General features: G+C 59.9%; 15 protein-coding genes and 3 pseudogenes. 6 read left to right on the forward strand and 12 right to left on the reverse strand.

From position 1 onward, the window contains the following. Positions 1-6: 6 nt before the first annotated feature. From tnpB to WMC41_RS30145, 4 genes and pseudogenes are all read right to left on the reverse strand, one after another. Entirely contained in the window at positions 7-330 is a 324-nt protein-coding gene (gene tnpB / locus WMC41_RS30130; RefSeq protein ID WP_380689341.1) for an IS66 family insertion sequence element accessory protein TnpB, read from the reverse strand. 26 nt (positions 331-356) lie between these two features. Beyond that, on the reverse strand, positions 357-815 hold the full coding sequence (gene tnpA, locus WMC41_RS30135) for an IS66-like element accessory protein TnpA (protein WP_432350156.1): 459 nt from the start codon (positions 813-815) through the stop codon (positions 357-359). A gap of 84 nt (positions 816-899) precedes the next feature. After that, positions 900-1,262, reverse strand: a pseudogene (locus WMC41_RS30140) (sensor histidine kinase); the annotation flags it as partial. 131 nt (positions 1,263-1,393) lie between these two features. Next, positions 1,394-1,801, reverse strand: coding sequence for a DUF1236 domain-containing protein (locus WMC41_RS30145; RefSeq protein ID WP_432350158.1), 408 nt, complete (start codon positions 1,799-1,801; stop codon positions 1,394-1,396). 178 nt (positions 1,802-1,979) lie between these two features. On the opposite strand from WMC41_RS30145, the gene WMC41_RS30150 reads away from it, so the two are divergent. The 3 genes from WMC41_RS30150 (at position 1,980) to WMC41_RS30160 (ending at position 3,780) form a co-directional block, all read left to right on the forward strand. Then, a complete protein-coding gene (locus WMC41_RS30150; RefSeq protein WP_432350160.1) occupies positions 1,980-2,297 on the forward strand; it encodes a PepSY domain-containing protein in 318 nt (105 codons plus the stop codon). Positions 2,298-2,321: 24 nt separating this feature from the next. Beyond that, positions 2,322-2,915, forward strand: coding sequence for a general stress protein (locus tag WMC41_RS30155; RefSeq protein WP_432350162.1), 594 nt, complete (start codon positions 2,322-2,324; stop codon positions 2,913-2,915). A 196-nt stretch (positions 2,916-3,111) separates the two neighbouring features. Next, complete coding sequence (locus tag WMC41_RS30160) at positions 3,112-3,780, forward strand: BA14K family protein (protein ID WP_432350164.1); 669 nt, start codon at positions 3,112-3,114, stop codon at positions 3,778-3,780. 91 nt (positions 3,781-3,871) lie between these two features. Here WMC41_RS30160 and WMC41_RS30165 read toward each other — a convergent pair whose 3' ends face one another. From WMC41_RS30165 to WMC41_RS30175, 3 genes are all read right to left on the reverse strand, one after another. Beyond that, the gene (locus WMC41_RS30165; protein WP_432350166.1) at positions 3,872-4,225 is read right to left on the reverse strand and encodes a hypothetical protein; all 354 of its coding nucleotides are present in this window, start codon (positions 4,223-4,225) and stop codon (positions 3,872-3,874) included. An 819-nt stretch (positions 4,226-5,044) separates the two neighbouring features. Next, complete coding sequence (gene chrA, locus WMC41_RS30170) at positions 5,045-6,448, reverse strand: chromate efflux transporter (protein WP_432350168.1); 1,404 nt, start codon at positions 6,446-6,448, stop codon at positions 5,045-5,047. 5 nt (positions 6,449-6,453) lie between these two features. Continuing rightward, a complete protein-coding gene (locus WMC41_RS30175) occupies positions 6,454-7,266 on the reverse strand; it encodes a chromate resistance protein ChrB domain-containing protein (RefSeq protein ID WP_432350203.1) in 813 nt (270 codons plus the stop codon). A 279-nt stretch (positions 7,267-7,545) separates the two neighbouring features. Here WMC41_RS30175 and WMC41_RS30180 point away from each other — a divergent pair, with 279 nt between their 5' ends. After that, positions 7,546-9,738, forward strand: coding sequence for a putative bifunctional diguanylate cyclase/phosphodiesterase (locus WMC41_RS30180; RefSeq protein WP_432350170.1), 2,193 nt, complete (start codon positions 7,546-7,548; stop codon positions 9,736-9,738). 549 nt (positions 9,739-10,287) lie between these two features. Here WMC41_RS30180 and WMC41_RS30185 read toward each other — a convergent pair. Together WMC41_RS30185 and WMC41_RS30190 are read right to left on the reverse strand one after the other, a co-directional pair. Next, positions 10,288-11,348, reverse strand: a protein-coding gene (locus WMC41_RS30185; RefSeq protein WP_432347912.1) for an IS630 family transposase whose coding sequence is annotated in 2 segments (ribosomal slippage) — positions 10,288-10,856 and positions 10,856-11,348 — 1,062 coding nt in all. Because the reading frame shifts where the segments join, the coding sequence is not laid out codon by codon here. Between the two features lie 165 nt (positions 11,349-11,513). Then, a pseudogene (locus tag WMC41_RS30190) lies at positions 11,514-11,948 on the reverse strand (IS3 family transposase); the annotation flags it as partial. Positions 11,949-12,071: 123 nt separating this feature from the next. Between WMC41_RS30190 and istA the strand changes: the two are divergent. Both istA and istB read left to right on the forward strand, forming a co-directional pair. Then, entirely contained in the window at positions 12,072-13,568 is a 1,497-nt protein-coding gene (istA, locus tag WMC41_RS30195; protein WP_288083247.1) for an IS21 family transposase, read from the forward strand. Beyond that, positions 13,565-14,323: an IS21-like element helper ATPase IstB gene (gene istB, locus WMC41_RS30200; RefSeq protein ID WP_432349975.1), complete on the forward strand. Its 759-nt coding sequence runs from the start codon at positions 13,565-13,567 to the stop codon at positions 14,321-14,323. Before istA ends, istB begins: the two co-directional genes overlap by 4 nt. On the opposite strand, the gene WMC41_RS30205 is transcribed toward istB, so the two are convergent. The 3 genes and pseudogenes from WMC41_RS30205 to WMC41_RS30215 all read right to left on the reverse strand — a co-directional run bounded on the left by WMC41_RS30205 (position 14,256) and on the right by WMC41_RS30215 (position 16,194). Then, positions 14,256-14,678, reverse strand: a complete 423-nt coding sequence (locus WMC41_RS30205; RefSeq protein ID WP_432350205.1) for a SemiSWEET family sugar transporter — start codon at positions 14,676-14,678, stop codon at positions 14,256-14,258. The two genes, istB and WMC41_RS30205, sit on opposite strands and share 68 nt — an antisense overlap. An 80-nt stretch (positions 14,679-14,758) precedes the next feature. Beyond that, a pseudogene (gene hemH / locus WMC41_RS30210) lies at positions 14,759-14,893 on the reverse strand (ferrochelatase); the annotation flags it as partial. Between the two features lie 53 nt (positions 14,894-14,946). Beyond that, positions 14,947-16,194, reverse strand: coding sequence for a class I SAM-dependent methyltransferase (locus tag WMC41_RS30215; RefSeq protein ID WP_432350172.1), 1,248 nt, complete (start codon positions 16,192-16,194; stop codon positions 14,947-14,949). Between the last annotated feature and the right edge of the window lie 64 nt (positions 16,195-16,258).

Raw genomic sequence — 16,258 nt, forward strand, 5'->3', positions numbered from 1 at the left:
ATGGGATCAAGCGACTTTCGTCGGGCGCTTCACGGGCTTTTGCTGGACCTGCGTCCAGTCCAGACCCGCAACAAGCAGGCCGAACTCCTCGGGGGTCATGTGAAGAACGCCATCCTTGACAGGCGGGAAAGTGAACGTCCCGCTTTCCAGCCATTTTGTCGAAAGGATCATCCCTGACCCGTCCCAATAAATGCAGCGCAACCGGTCGCGCCGCTTGGCCCGGAAAACAAAAATGTCGCCGCAATAGGGATCGGCCGAAAGGGCAGACGCCACCAATGCGATCAGGCCGTTCATCCCGCGCCGGAAATCGACCGGCTGGGTTGCCACCATGATCCTCAGCCCCCTCGCAGGACCGATCACCGTCTACCCCGTAGCGCTGTCACCACCGCATGCGCCAGGTCGGGAGCAACATTGCCTGTAACGATCATCCGCCCGCCGCCGAGTTCGATCTCGATCCGGCCGGCGGTGCCGTCGCTGGCATCTGCTTCATCAGCGTGCCGTTCGTTTTGATGGTCGGCGATCATGACCGGCACGAAAGCGGGTTGTTCCACCGCGGCAACGGCTGAAGCCGGGCCAATCTGCCCTGCCGCCCGCCGCCATGTGTTCAAAAGTCCGCGATTGACGCCAAACCGACGCGCAATGGCCGAGATGTTCGCATCCGGCTCAGCGCTCTCGGCAAGCATCCGCGCTTTCTCTTCATCCGTCCAATTCCGCCGGCGAACAGGTCCCGTAATCACCTCGACCCGCCGATACTGCCCTTCGTGCCTGGCATCAAACATGGCTTCAAGCCTGGCACCATCGTTCCGCTCGTCCATTGAAAAATCGTCCTTCCAAATCAACGAGCAGAATCTCAAGCCCAAATCGCGCCGTTAAAAGGTGGGGTGTTCGTCGCGCTTACAATAGAGTATGCGGCCATCCCTAGCCCACAATCGGAACGCCTTAAGCCGTTCTCCCAAAGGTCCCTGGGCCAGGGTTTCATCAAGCGCACGGCTGCTGGTCTCATCAAGAATTTCGTCGCTTGCCATATCAGGGAGGAGCGGAGCGATGATGCTGTCGACGTAGAGAGCGGTGGAAGCGGCGGCGTTGCGTGTGACGGCCTGTTCAATGAGGTTTGTAACGAACAATCCGACGAGTGCCATTGCTCCAAGGGAGAATGCACTTCCTACGAGAAAGAACTGACGAGCCAGGGTTTGGCGCCCCCAAACCGAACAGCTTGACGGCGCTCGTGTCGACTTTACGCACGCGGAATTGGATGCGGTCACGCGCGTTGGCACCTCTGGTTTCCTCGCCTCCTGAAGAAATACTCCCTAAGTTTTCGTCCCAACGAACTAAGCGAACATTGGTTCCGTTAATGACCGCCTGCCCTTTCAAGAGGAAGGGCAGGCGGAATGAGTCAGTTCAATACCTGAACCACCGTATACGTGCTGGGGTCAACGATGACCCTCTGCTTGTTGACCACCGCGTAAGCGTAAGTCGGGTCTTCGGGGATCGGCGTCAACACCACCGTCTTGGGCAGGGGCTTGCCCACTTCCACCACTTCCTCAACGACGATCGTGTCGGAAGGTAGCGGCTGCTGTTCGACGTAGGTGACTACCTTCCGCGGCGGCGGATCGAGCGCGGTTCCCGCAATGGCGCCAACAACACCGCCAACAGCCGCGCCGACTGGGCCACCGACGACCGCCCCGGTCACGGCGCCACCCGCAGCGCCTGTGACGGCGCCATCATTGTCGTCGTCGGCCATCGCCGGCGGTGTGAGAAGAACGGCTGCGATAGCAGCCGAGGCAAGCAGGTTGAGTTTCATTGTTCCACTCCTTTGGGTTGGACGGCAAAGGAAGAGATTTAGGCAAGGAAGGTTCCGGCATTGGACCAATGCCCGCCGGCCTCAGGACAAAGGTCTGATTAGCGTGCGAAGGCGGAACCATTTTCACAACGCGCCGTTTCGGTGTCGCTACATAACTCACTGAATTGAGGACGTTATTATGAAAAAACTAATCCTGGCTGCGGCGCTTATGGGCGCCTCGACATTTGCCGCTTTTGCTCAGACGTCCACCAAGACGACCACCGATGGCGACACGCCGGCGGTCGCCACACCGGATACAAAGAACGCGACCGCACCGGTCGAGGGTGCCAACAGCTTCACCGAGGCGCAGGCGAAGGAGCGCATCGCCGACGCCGGCTATGCCGATGTCACCGACCTTGCCCTGGACGACGAGGGCATCTGGCGGGCCAAGGCAATGAAGGACGGCAAGGCCGTGACCGTCGATCTCGATTACCAAGGCAACATCGTCGCGCAGTAAACTAAACAATTCAGGAGATTTCCAATGAAAACCATTACCGGACTGTTTGACGACTACTCCGATGCCAGCGCCGCCGTCAGCGCCCTGGAGGCACGCGGCGTGCCCTCCAGCGATATCAGCATCGTTTCCAACAATGCGGATGAACGCCATGGCAATGATAATGATGCCGCGGAAGGTGCGGGCACGGGCGCAGGTATCGGCGCTGCGGTCGGCGGTGTCGGCGGCCTGCTTACAGGTCTGGGTATCATGGCTATTCCGGGCGTTGGCCCAGTGGTCGCGGCCGGTTGGCTCGCTGCAACGGCCGCTGGTGCCGTTGCAGGAGCTGTTGCCGGCGGTGCTGCGGGAGGCTTGATCGGCGCGCTGACGGAATCGGGCGTTCCAGAGGAGCACGCCCACGTCTACGCAGAAGGTGTGCGTCGAGGCGGCACCCTCGTGACGGCGCGCGTTGAAGAGAGCGTATACGCGGAGGCCAATGCAATCCTTCGCCAAAACAACTGGGTCGATCCGACGGCGCGCCGCGCGGCCTATACCGAGCAAGGCTGGTCGAGCTTCGGCGACAGTCTCGATCCCTATGATACTGCGGAGATCGAACAGCAACGGCTGCGATATCGCCGATAAGTCGTAGCCAGGCGGCTTCCCAGAGCCGTCTAGCTTAATTGCCCTGAAGCCAGCTTCCTTCATTCGGAGACCAGCTATGAACCGCATCATCTACATCGTTGGCGTGATCGTCATCGTCATCGCAATCCTTTCCTTCCTTGGTCTGCGCTGAGGCGCCACACGCGAATAGCGCCGGGCCGTCCATAGAGGTGAAATCATGAAAACTGTGGCAGCAATCATCGCTAGTCTGTTGCTTTCGGTCGTTACCTTTTCAATCGGTGCGTTCGGCGCCATTCTCTATCTTTCGACACCCGACGAGGGTTCCCTCCCGAAAACCACAGTGGCAGCGGATCTATGGACCACCGAGCCCACCGTTGTGGCGCGGAACCAGCGCCAACTGGAACGACCTGCAACGCGTCAGATATCGACGTTTCACGACGTATCAGGCGACTCATCCGGGGAAACTATGGAACTTAAAGTTTCATCCGATGACGAGCTGGATATGTTTGTCACGGGTTCGGTTGCGGGACAGGAAAACCAACGTGCCACGGCGGTATCACGCGAACATGTGCAATGGTGCATGTCGAGGTACAATTCCTACCGAGCCGACGACGGCACCTATCAACCCTACGATGGCAAGCGCACGCTTTGTATTTCGCCTTACATAGCGATTGAGCGCGAAATGCATGCCCAGGAAGCCGGTGCGGCCAAGGAGGTCCTTTTAAGCGCACATCGGGCGCTCGGCAAAAGCGGCCTGAGCGTTACAGCAGCCACCGCTGATTTGAACGATCATATTCACAAATGCAGTAAGCGTTATAGGTCCTACCGACCTGAGGACAACACCTACCAGCCATTTGACGGGGGTCGACGGCGGCAATGCCGATAGTGGCAATAGCGGAAAGTGTTCGTCGTATTCTGAAGGCGAAACGACCTCGTTTTTCGACGTTTGACCTGGGCGGCGGGCGGTTCTATCCAGCTCAAGGTTGATTAAGGGCGATATTAACCGGCAGGCAGGCTCCCTGGCTTTCGGTTCCAGCTCGACGTCGTCTACCACAGCCCTCGGTGGCCCGTGTCGCGCGTAAATCGTCTTCAGTGAGATGAAGCAGGCCTTCGGTCGCACTTTCTTGATCGTACTTCTCGCTCGCGATGGCCTCGAGCAGCGACCTGTGGCGTTTCAGAAGTCCGACAGGGCCAACCGGGTCGGCGTCGAATGACTGCAATGAGCTGGCGAAGACGAAGACGTTGATTGTCGTTTCCTGGAGTGTCTGCATTGGCCAGAACAACCGGAGTTCCTTCGGCGCAGATGCGCCGTTTTTCCTGATGAGAGGCACTTCATTTCCTGTGCTGATGGGAGGTGCACTGGAGCGCGGCTGTTAAACTCCCCTGCCCGCTCGCTTGAGACGAGCGACGATGACGTGGAGCAGACCGGCAGAAAGTCAATGATTTGCAGCTCTGAGCGGGGAGCGCCCTTCTAATCCGGACGACTACGAACGCGCGCCAGAGCACCCTCGCTGCAGGCCGTCGCGGGGAAATTCAAGTTCAACCGTACTGTCGGTCGCACGAGCGGGCAAGCCCAGGCACGGATCGCAAATACCGCAGCCATCGTCGTCCATCGGCTGGTCCGACCGCCGGCAACAGAGACAGACCGCAGAGCATCGGGGACCAGCCTTCATCTTTGCGGGCTGATAATTTCCATGCCCACGTCAGACGCGATATCTTCGAGAAACCGTAGCATTGCACTTCTTCGCTGACCCCGATGCCAAATGATGGGCGCTGCGGGCCGCTTTGCAATACCGTGCGTTCGTGATGTGCGCTCGCCTTGCCGCAGTGAAGGACTCTACGCGTGGCCTCTTCTTTTTTCTGGCCGGAGGGACTTGCATAGCGCCTGAGTGGGATCCCCGGCGCGTAGCGCCTTCGCATCATCAGCCTTGGGACGGCATTGGCGATCAGCGCGTCGGCTATTACTGTGCAGGTCGCGGTATTGTTTTCGGTCGCGCCCAGCTGATAGCCACATCAGCTCAATGGCGATAGAGAACTCTGATAAGGTGAGAGTGTGACAGCAACGGGGTCGACGGTTCACATCCCTTCAAGAGCCAAAGCGATCTCGCAGCCTTCACGCCGCCGTTCTCGTCATGGACGCTTTCCTATCCCTAGCTTCGAATGGCCAATTGCCAACCGATCCCGAGAGCCGCCGAAATCGCCAGCACCGTGATGACGGACAGTCTGAGGCGGAAGATCGCGAACCCTGCCAGAACGGTCAGGACTAGTGACGGCAGGAGCAGCGATCCGAAGACGGGAACGTCCAGCGTGAGCGGACCAAGGACGACAGGCTTGACCTCGGCGAACAGCACGTGAAGGCCGAACCAGACGGCAAGGTTGAGGATGACTCCGACGACCGCCGCCGTGATTGCCGACATGGCGCCGCCGAGCGCGACGTTGCCGCGCATTTTCTCGATGAAGGGCGCGCCGGCGAATATCCAGAGGAAACTTGGAAGGAAGGTCACCCAGGTCGTCAGGATCGCGCCCAGCGTCGCGGCCGCAAGTGGAGAGAGGGACCCCGGATCGCGATAGCCTGCGAGAAAGCCGACGAACTGCGTCACCATGATGAGCGGACCGGGCGTCGTCTCGGCCATGCCAAGGCCGTCAAGCATTTCGCCCGGGCGAAGCCAGCCGTAATTTTCCACCGCAGCCTGAGCCACATAGGCAAGGACCGCATAAGCGCCGCCGAAGGTCACGACGGCCATCTGGCTGAAGAACAGAGCGATCTTCGAGAACACGTTGTCCCAGCCAAGCGCCACGATCAGCGCCGTGACGGGAATGAGCCAGAATGCCGCCAGGGCGCCGGCGGTTTTCAGCGACCAGGCGAGGTTGGGCCTGGCGTGAAGCGGGATATCCTCGCCGAGAACGGAATCCCTGTCTTCGAGTATCTTGCCCGATCCCGACTTGTGCCCGCCGCCTTCCTTGAACGCGGCAAGACCCGCCCGTCCTCCGACGTAGCCGACAAGTCCGGCCGCGACGATGATCAGCGGAAAGGGCACCTGCAGGAAAAAGATCGCGACGAAGGCCGCCGCCGCCATGGCGACCATGACGTTGTTTTTCAGCGCCCGGCCGCCGATCCGGAAGACCGCCTGGACGACCACGGCGAGAACCGCGCATTTCAGGCCGAAGAACATGCCCTCGATCGCAGTGACGTCGCCGAAGATCACATAGATGTAGCTGAGCGCCAGGATGGCGAGAAAACCCGGCAGAACGAACAGCAGGCCGGCGATCATGCCGCCCTTGGTCTTGTTGAGAAGCCAGCCGATATAGATGGCGAGCTGGTGGGCCTCCGGCCCCGGCAGCAGCATGCAGTAGTTGAGCGCATGCAGGAAACGGTGCTCGCCCACCCAGCGCTTCTCGTCGACGACGATGCGGTGCATCACGGCAATCTGGCCGGCCGGGCCACCGAAGCTGAGCGCGGCCACACGTGCCCATACCTTCACGGCTTCGGAGAGCGGAACGATGTCTTCGCCGGGTTCATCCAGACGGACGCTGGTCTTTGCAAGGTCGGTCATGATGTTCACGCCTTCCTCGGGTTGGGCCAGTTGTGGGTCTCGTCGGTCGCGTCCCGGCACCATCTGTAGAAGGCATCGTAGAGCGTCATGCCCGCCGCGAGTTGTTCGAGATCGTCGTTGAACATGCGCGACAGGCCGAGCGAAGCGGCAAGCAGCCCCGGCACTTCGGGGGCAAGATCGGGTCTCGACGTGTCGGCTCCCCGCACGATCGTCGCGAGGCGGAGCATGGGGTCGGTTCCCAGGCCGAATTCCTCGACCATGACGTCGAAGGTACAAAGCTCGCCACGATGGCTCCAGTAGGTCTCATCGATGTCGAAGGGCGCAGCGTTGAAGCGGTCGGCGATCGCCGATACCTCCGCGGCTGGCACAAACAAGAAGACTGCGGACGGGTCGACGAAGCGCCGGATCAGCCAGGGACAGGCGATACGGTCGATCTTCGGCCGCGCGCGCGTCACCCAGACCGTTCGCCCGCGGCTGTCGCGAAGCGGCAGCTTTTCTTCGGGGACAAGGGCGGCCTTCGACGCGCGCCAGGCCTCGAAGCCGCCTTCGAGAACCTCGGCAGCCTTGCCAAGAGCGCGAAGATGCGCGGCGACGCCGTGGCCGAGCTCCTGGCCTTTCTGGCACAGAACGACGGATGGCCCCGCCAGGTGTTCTGCCCAATCCGCCACGGCGCGGTAGTCGCGTCGTATGGATCCGGGCAGCAGACGAGGATCGGCAGCGAAATCCTCGTCGTTGCGAACGTCAACTATCACCGGCGCGTTCGGCGTGCCGACGATGCGGTTGAGTTTTTCGGGCGTGATTTCAAGAAATGACGGCATAGCGCGTCCCTCCGGTTTCTCGGGTTCAAAGGACGCGATTCTTCGGCCGTGGCCTCGTGGGGCGATCGCTACCCCATGGGCGAGAATTTGCATCACGGCCCAGTGATGTCAAGGTCAGGTCATCCCGGCTCACCCGCGATATGGGCTTGCTTCGAGGGTGTCGATCCTTGTGAGAGTGAATAGCACCTAGAAGGGTACGCCACCGTACAAAGGAAATTTGCCGGGCCTTAATCAAGCTATCTTTAGTCTCGGCCTGAAATTTTCAACCAAGAGCCTTCCATGCCTGCTGGTCAACTCCGCTTCATCCTGAATTTCGCAGTTCCTCTCGCACTTGCTATGGGCCTGAGCTTTGCACTGTATCTCACGTTGACCTGGTCGGCGCGACAATCGGATCATCTGGCCCAGGAACGTCAGAGCCAGCTCGTCACTCTGATCGTTTCCAACATGCAGGCCGACATCGCACATGACCAAGAAAGCTCATCGGTCTGGGATGATGCCGTGCGCGTTGTGATGAGCGAGACGCCGGATCGGGAGTGGCTAGAAAACAATCTCGGCCAATGGATGCAAACCTATTTCCAGCATGACGGCGCATTCATTGTCAGCCCGAAGGGCGACATCCTGCTGGGTTTCCTCGACGGGCAAACGGATCGGCATGTCGCTTACGCTCGCATTGCAGATGTGGCCCGGCCGCTGATCGAGAAACTTCGCTCGCGCCTTGCGCGGCAAGACAATACAGGGGTCGATGATCATGTGCTGAGCATCGGCGAAAGCGATATAGGATCGATTGGATCTCGCCCTGCCATCGTCAGCCTCAAGCCCATCATCTCCGATAGCGGAAAGGTCGAGCAGGTCCCGGGGCGAGAGTTCATCCATATCGCCGTTCGTTTCCTCGACGGGAGTTTCCTCGACACGATCGGAAGGGACTATCTTTTCGAAAATCTCCGGTTCACGCCTATTGGCGCGATCGGCGATAGCCAGAGCCGTGCCCCATTGCGCACCGTGTCGGGCAAACTCATCGGTTACCTGGCCTGGGCACCGTTCCGGCCGGGTACAGCGGTACTTAGCAATGCGACGCCATTTCTCGCCGGAGGCGCGGTCTTGCTTCTGGTGCTGACGGGGCTTCTGGGTGCGCTTGCATGGCGACGGTCCTCCCATCTCGTTCGAAGCCGACGGCAACTGGAGAACATGGCCAACAGCGACGGATTGACCAGCCTTCCCAATCGCGCATCCTTTTCGCGCCACCTGGGGGCAGTGCTCGCAAAGCGCCAACCGGCCGACACCGTTGCAGTGCTTTATCTCGATCTGGATCGCTTCAAGGAGGTCAACGACACATTGGGCCATCCCGTTGGCGATGCCTTGCTGGTCGAGGTTGCCGCGCGTTTGAGGGAAACGATCGGCCCATCGGCGGGGATGGCCGCACGGGTCGGCGGAGACGAGTTCACCGTGGCCGTGGCCGCTGCCGACATTCGGGCGATCGAACGGCTGTGCGAGGCGCTGGTCGCTGCGGTCCGGCGCCCCTTCGTCATTAAGGGGCACCCGATCACCATTGGACTGAGCGCCGGCGTCGCGATTGCAGAAGAGGACTGCAGGGACGCAAGCGAACTGACGCGAAAGGCTGACATCGCGCTTTACCACGCCAAGACTGCGGGACGAAACCGCTACGCCATCTTCGGCACCCACATGGATGAATTGGTCAGAGCGCGCCGCGAGATGGAGCAGGATCTGCGCATGGCCCTCGAGGGTCGCCAGCAGATTAATGTCCATTATCAGCCTGTCTACTCTGCCAAGGATCAGACGTTGAAAGGTGTCGAAGCGCTTGTGCGATGGCGGCATCCGCAAAAGGGGGCGATCCCTCCAGATGTGTTTATCCCGGTGGCAGAGGAGACGCGCTTGATCGAGCCTCTTGGAGAATTCGTCCTGCGCGAGGCCTGCTTTGCCGCCGTGCATTGGGGGGATCTGACAGTTGCCGTCAACGCTTCTGCCATCGAATTGCGAAATGAGACCTACGCAATGCGCGTTCTGTCCACCCTGAATGCCGCAGGCCTTGATCCGACACGCCTGGAAATCGAGATCACGGAATCGGCTCTCGGCGACGACTCCGATCACTGCAAACGGAACATCGCCGCCCTGCGCGCAGTCGGGATCCGATTTGCCCTCGACGATTTCGGCACGGGCTTCTCCTCCTTTGGGCGACTGCAAAGCCTCGACGTCGACAGGATCAAGATCGACAAATGCTTCGTCGACGGCTTCGGAAAGCCCGGTGGAAATGAGGAAATCGTGCGCGCGATGATCAAACTCGCGCAGGCAAAGGGATTGAGAACGACGGCCGAGGGCATCGAGACCCCCGAGCAAAATGCCGTGCTGCAGGGCCTTGGATGCGATGATCTGCAAGGGTATTTGCTTTCAAGGCCGGTGCCGGCGGAGGCTATCAATGCAATGTTGGCGGATGGCGGACTTACGGCGCGCGCGTAGTACAGCGGGCGCGCCACCACCGCTTGGAGATGATGCCAGAGCGTTCCACCAAGGCGCAGGATACTGTGCATGTCGCGTCAGTCGGCTCGTCGGTCCCGTGGAAGGCAAATTTCCTTCGGTAAGCGCCCTCCCGATCAAATTGGTTGCTTGCAATGCCCTCAAGGACGGCCCGTGCCACTTCAACGATCCGATGGGACCGACCGAATCCGCATTGCTAACGGTCGTAGCGGGCGCGACCCTTATGTTTCGACTATTCCTTAGCAGATGAATTGAAGCAGTTGTTTCAATGAGGCTACGGTTCTGATCTGCTGTTCGGCGGTTGGAAATCCGAGCCGAGATCAGATAGCTACATTTGCTTCTCGTCTTCATGGAAGGCGTGGTCGCCCGCGCCTCAAGCGAACACTACCGCCTTGACGTGACGTCCTTGCGCGTCAGAAAGAGACATACACTGGCTTACATCTCTCACAATTTGCTGACCGCCTCGATGATATGACGCAATGCGATCGGCTTTTGAAGTCGCACGACATCAGTTATACGGCCCCTCACTGATTAGAACCCATTCGCCCATTCTCTGCGCCCGATCGACATGATGCGCCATGGCTGGCTTTCGAGCTTCCGCCAAGCATCGCAGCAATGATCGACGATGTCGTCGTATGATTTGAACACGCGGTTTGATAGCCAGTTGTCGCGCATGAAATGCCAGAGGTTTTCGACCGGGTTCAGTTCCGGCGATTTCGGCGGGAGTGGCAGAATGGTGATGTTTTCGGGCACGACGAGATTGTTGGACATGTGCCAGCCTGCCTGATCCATAATGAGGATAGCGTGCGCGTCGGCATCGACGTGACGGGCGATTTCGGCCAGATGCTGGGTCATTGCGTAGGTGTCGCACCATGGCATGACTAGCGCCGCCGCCTTGCCGCGCTTCGGGCAGATTGCGCCGAAGATGTAGGCCGATCTTGTGCGCTGATCGTGCGGTGCTGAAGGCCGTGTTCCACGCCTGGCCCATCGGCGGGTGATCTTGTTCTTTTGCCCGATACGGGCCTCATCCTGAAACCAAATCTCTATGCGTTTTCCTCGGGCCGCTCCGGCAGCAATCTCTGCCACTGCGGCCGGGAAGCTTTTTTAAAATCCTCAATGGCTTGAGGGTCTTGCGCGTGATGTTTGGGTCGGACAGCCAGCTTGCGATAGCCCATGGCCCGTACTTCACGGCTCAGCGTTTGCTCGCTCACCGAAACGCGAAATTCTTCCCAAAGCCATTGCGCCAGATCGCACAGACGCCAACGAACAACGCCGTCGAGATAGGGTGTCGGCCCACGCTCGATTGCTTGCGCCAAGGCCGCACGCTGCTGATGGTTCAACCGCGATTGCGGACCCGGAGCCTTGCCATTGATCAGGCCTTGGGGACCATGTTCGTTGAACCGCATGACCCAGTCCCGGACGATTTGGAGCGTGACGCTGCCGAGGCGCGCGGCATCGGAACGCGAGCCTCCATCGTAGATCGAGGCGAGTGCCAACAGACGGCGCGCCTGAGCGGCATCCTTCGTCTGCCGCGCCAGCCGCCGCAGACCGTCTCCATCAAAATCCACCCGTAATGAAATCCCTGATCGCATCGCAGACCTCCGGTTTGCACCAGAGATTCAGATTCACCGCGTTTTGGGAAGGCCAAAGAGTCGAGGTCAGCAAGGCGGCGTATTAGTTCATCCGGGATCATATCCGTATCGTAACCGGTCAAGAAAACGAATTGAATAGCCCCGAGTTTCGTAGACACCCTCGGGTTAGATTTTCTGCCGCTTCTCGAACTCTACCGGCGACAGCATGCCGTTTCTGACATGCTTGCGTTTCGGGTTGTAGAACATTTCGATGTAGTCGAACACATCCTGACGGGCTTCGTCGCGTGAACGATAGACCCTGCGGCGTATCCGCTCCCGCTTCAGGAGATTGAAGAAGCTTTCGGCCACGGCATTGTCATGGCAGTTGCCGCGTCGACTCATCGAGTGAACCAGATTGTGGTGCTTCAGGAACGAGGCCCAGTCCATGCTGGTAAATTGCGAGCCCTGATCCGAGTGCACCAGAACCTTGTCCTTTGGCTTTCGCCGCCAGACAGCCATCAGCAACGCCTGCAGCACGACATCAGTCGTCTGGCGGCTCTGCATCGACCAGCCGATGACACGGCGGGAATAGAGATCGATGACGACAGCGAGATAGGCGAAGTGAGAGCGGCGGTGCAAAAGTCTGCCACGGTAGCGGCGGCATAATGCTGCCGCGGGCGGAGTAAAATCCGGCCACCTATCTCCTTTCTGCAATGAACGCAGGAGGGACAGGGGATCTACACCGTGGAACTATATCTGAGGGTTCGCCTGGCTGTTTCCGAAGGGATGACGCAGCGTCAGGCAGCTAAGCATTTCAACATATCGCGCGACAGCGTGGCCAAGATGGTGGCCTATTCGACGCCGCCCGGCTATCAGCGGCGATCACCGATCCGGCGTCCGAAGCTTGATGCGTTCGTTTCGACGATCGACCATTGGCTCGATGAAGACCTGAAGGTGCCGCGCAAGCAGCGCCATACGGCCAAGCGGGTGTTCGACCGGCTTCGCGACGAATGCGGGTTCACCGGCGGCTACACGATCATCAAGGATTATATGCGCGAGCGTGATCAGCGCCGACAAGAGGTGTTCGTGCCGCTGTCGCATCCGCCCGGCCATGCGCAGGCGGACTTCGGTGAGGCGACGGTCGTGATTGGCGGCGTGGAGCAGAAGGCGCGCTTCTTCGTGCTCGATCTGCCGCATAGCGACGGGTGCTATGTGCGCGCCTATCCTGCGGCGGTGGCCGAAGCCTGGGTCGATGGCCACATCCATGCGTTCGCGTTCTTCGGGGCCGTACCGCGGTCGATCGTCTATGACAACGACCGCTGCCTTGTCGCGAAGATCCTGCCGGACGCCACACGCAAGCGGGCGACGTTGTTCAGCGGTTTCCTGTCCCATTACCTGATCCGGGATCGCTACGGCCGTCCCGGCAAAGGCAACGACAAGGGGAATGTCGAGGGTCTGGTGGGCTATGCCCGGCGTAACTTCATGGTGCCGATCCCGCAGTTTCCGACATGGGATGCGTTCAACGCCTTTCTGGAAGAGCAATGCCGCAAACGCCAGCGCGACAAGCTGCGCGGCGAGAGCGAGACGATCGGCGAGCGCCTGCAGCGGGATCTGGCGGCCATGCGTCCCTTGCCGGCGTCGCCTTTCGATGCCTGCGACCAGGCGAGTACAACGGTGACGGCCCAGTCTCTGGTGCGCTACAAGACCAACGACTATTCCGTGCCGGTCGCCTACGGCCACCAGGATGTCTGGGTTCGGGGCTATGTCGACAAGGTGGTGATCGGCTGCCGCGGCGAGATCATTGCCCACCATCCGCGATGCTGGGAGCGGGAAGACGTCGTCTTCGATCCCGTTCATTACCTGCCGCTGATCGAGCAGAAGATCAATTCTCTGGATCAGGCTGCTCCTCTCCAGGGCTGGGACCTGCCGGACGAGTTCGCCACGCTGCGCCGGCTGATGGAAGGCCGCATGGCCAAGCATGGGCGGCGGGAATATGTGCAGGTTCTCCGTCTCCTGGAGAGCTTCGACCTTGCGGACCTGCATGCGGCCGTGAAGCAGGCCATCCAGCTCGGCGCGATCGGCTTCGATGCGGTCAAACATCTGATCCTGTGCCGGGTCGAGCGCAGGCCGCCGCGACTGGACCTGGCGATCTATCCCTACCTGCCAAGAGCGACGGTCGAGAAGACCTCGGCAAAGGCGTATATGCGACTTCTGTCGTCTGATGCGGGTAAAGCGGCATGAGCACCGAAGCACCCGACATCCTGCTCGCCCACTATCTCAAGACCCTCAAGCTACCGACCTTCCAGCGCGAGCACCAGAAGCTGGCTCGGCTCTGCGCCACCGAGGGCGTCGATCACGTCGGCTACCTCTTCCGGCTTGCCGAGCGGGAGATGATCGAGCGCGATCGCCGCAAGGTTGAACGGCGGATCAAGGCGGCCAAATTCCCGGTCGTCAAAAGCCTCGACAGCTTCGACTTCACAGCCATCCCGAAGCTCAACAAGATGCAGGTGCTGGAACTGGCGCGCTGCGAATGGATCGAACGCCGCGAGAACGTCATCGCCCTCGGCCCCAGCGGCACGGGCAAGACCCATGTCGCGCTCGGCCTCGGCTTGGCCGCCTGCCAAAAGGGCCTGTCCGTCGGCTTCACCACGGCGGCTGCCCTGGTCAGCGAGATGATGGAGGCGCGTGACGAGCGACGTCTGCTTCGGTTCCAGAAGCAGATGGCAGCCTACAAACTGCTGATCATCGACGAACTGGGCTTCGTTCCGCTGTCCAAGACCGGTGCGGAATTGCTGTTCGAGCTGATCTCGCAACGCTACGAACGCGGTGCCACCCTGATCACCAGCAATCTGCCTTTCGACGAATGGACGGAGACCCTGGGGTCCGAGCGTCTGACCGGCGCGCTGTTGGATCGCATCACCCACCACGTCAACATCCTCGAGATGAACGGCGACAGCTACCGCCTCGCCCAGAGCCGCGCCAGAAAGGCTGGCTGAAACTCCCCTCAAAAAATCGCCGCGCCGGCCTGAGACCCCCGCTCGGGCTACGCCCTCCCGGCGGTCTCAGGCCGACGCCATGGTGGCCGACTTTTGCTCCGCCCCGTGGCCGGAAATTATTCCGCCGTTGACACCCTTCCGTCCGCTCGCGACTTCCAAGCTTGCGCAGGAGAATGAAGGCTGAAAGGCAGAAGCAAATCGCATTGGTGCCAGTGATCGGCCACTCTGCTTTGAGGACGCCAAAGGCAGCCCACAGCGCAAACCCGGTAACGGTGAGTACGTACATCCGGGTCGAGAGCGCCGACGTGTCGCCTGACTTTACGACCTTCCATGCCTGCGGGACGAAGCTGCTCACTGAGCAGATCGAGGCGAGATAGCCAATTAGAAGGGTTGCGTCCAAGTGTTCTCCATAAACCCCTCTCCTTGTCGCTTACGGAACTCCTTCAGGTAGCATCGCATCGACGCGTAGTCCGTGCCGTCGGGCGTGCCGAGATTGACGAGCAGCACGCCGACCTTGCCATGCTTGACAGGCGGATGGCTGTGTTCGATTTTTGCAGATGTCATTCGCATTCTTTGTCGTGCCAATTTCAGTTACCAGGACGCCTGGGAGAAAGCGCGGAAGTTTACCGCCTCGCGCGAGTGGGGTCGGCAGACCGTTCCAATACATAGAGGCCGACATCTATGGTTCCCGCCTTAAAACCGGCCGCGCAGTAGCAAAGATAATAGTCCCACAAACGGTGGAACTGTTCAGAGTAACCCAATGCGTTGATCCTCGGCCAAGCAGCATGGAAGCGCCGCCGCCATTCGAGGAGCGTTCGAGCATAATCCAGTCCAAAATACTCGGATTGTACCAATTGAAGTCCTGCGCGCGTGGCCTGCTCCTGAATTATGCCTTTGGTCGGAAGCATGCCACCAGGGAAGACATGTCGCTGAATGAAATCTGCCCCGCCTCGATATGCGGCAAAACGGCTCTCGTCGATCGTGATGACCTGAAGCACGGCGCGTCCGCCCGCGCGAAGCCTTTGCTGCAGAGTCTTGAAAAACAGCGGCCAATAGGCCTCTCCAACCGCTTCCAGCATCTCGATGGACACGATCCGGTCATAGCTTCCCGTGACATCCCTATAGTCTTTCAACTGCAGACGGACCGCTTCCTGCAGGCCGTTGGCCCGGATGCACTCCGTCGCATATTCCAGTTGCGCGGCGGATAGTGTGATACCATCCACCGTGGCGCCCGCATGGCCGAGACTTGCGGCGAGTGCTCCCCAACCGCAACCGATCTCCAGAACTCGCTCGCCACCCTCGATCGACAGGAGCTGTTTGACCCGCTCTATCTTTGCTTGTTGGGCGTCCTCCAGGCTGAGGGTCGGTTCCGTGTAGAGCGCGCAGGAATAAGTCATGCTTGGGTCGAGCCACTCCCTGTAAAAGGCATTGCCGAGGTCGTAATGATAGGCGATGTTCTTCCGGCTGCCGGTCTTGGTGTTCGCGCGCAGAACATGGCGAAACCGTTGCAGCAGCCTGACCGCAAAGCGACCTGAAATCTTCTCGTCGAGTAGATCCAGGTTGCGTGCGGCCAGTTCGAGGCAGGCTTCTAGATCCGGGGTAGACCAGTCGCCGTCAATATAGGCTTCGGCAAAGCCAAGATCACCGCCGGTCGAGAGCCGTCGGACGGCCCGCCATTTGTGAATATTGATCACTGTCGAGGGCCCCGGACGTGTGCCGATATGTTCAACACGTTCGCCTGAGGGCAGGATGAGCGTGATTTTCCCGATATCGACCGATGCGATGACAGAGTTCATTGCGCGCGCGAAAAGTCCGATCCTCGATCTGTTTTTGCCAAGACCACGCCTGAAAATTCTTGCTAATGCGACCACGATGTCTTCCTGAAAAGTTTCGATAAAATTATGGGTGCAGGCGCTTTGGACGCCGTGCGGCTCA

The sequence above is a fragment of the Shinella yambaruensis genome (assembly GCF_050859155.1).
GTDB lineage: Bacteria > Pseudomonadota > Alphaproteobacteria > Rhizobiales > Rhizobiaceae > Shinella > Shinella yambaruensis.